Here is a 500-nt window from a genome sequence, read left to right as displayed (position 1 = left end):
ATATAAACACGATAATAGAATTGATCTTGTTTAACTTCATCACGAATTGTGTCTGGGGAAATAACCGTAACCTTACCTTTTAACCCCCCATAAATTGAGTAGTCATAGGCAGTAATCTTAACCAGTGCTTCTTGTCCCGGTCGAATAAATGCAATGTCACGCGGTAAAATACGCGCTTCAATAAGCAGCTGTTCATCAATCGGTACAATGGTCATCAACTTGCCGTTTTGCGGAATAACACCACCATGGGTGGTAACTGCAATTTCTTTCACAACACCGCGTACAGGTGCTTTAAACACTGCACGATCCAAGCTGTCACTACGACCAAGTACGACTTGTTGCTGCGTTTCAATATCAGTATTGGCTTTCGATAACTCTTCACGAGCCTTAACATAATACTGGTTCTGCGCATCATTCATTTTGTTTCTAAGGTCATTTGCTTCGCGACGTAAACGTAAAACTTCAACCTCACTGGCCGCGCCTTTAGCAACTAACGGTTC

General features: G+C 42.4%; 1 protein-coding gene. It reads right to left on the bottom strand.

The window, feature by feature from the left end; all coding sequences use genetic code 11:
- The coding region (locus ACLBWE_RS19115) for an HlyD family efflux transporter periplasmic adaptor subunit (protein WP_447604284.1) at positions 1-500 on the bottom strand (500 nt) is incomplete at both ends.

It is taken from the genome of Acinetobacter sp. M5A5_2a (assembly GCF_053345265.1).
Note: the sequence above shows the minus strand (reverse complement) of the source record. Positions and strands in the feature narration are given on the sequence as shown.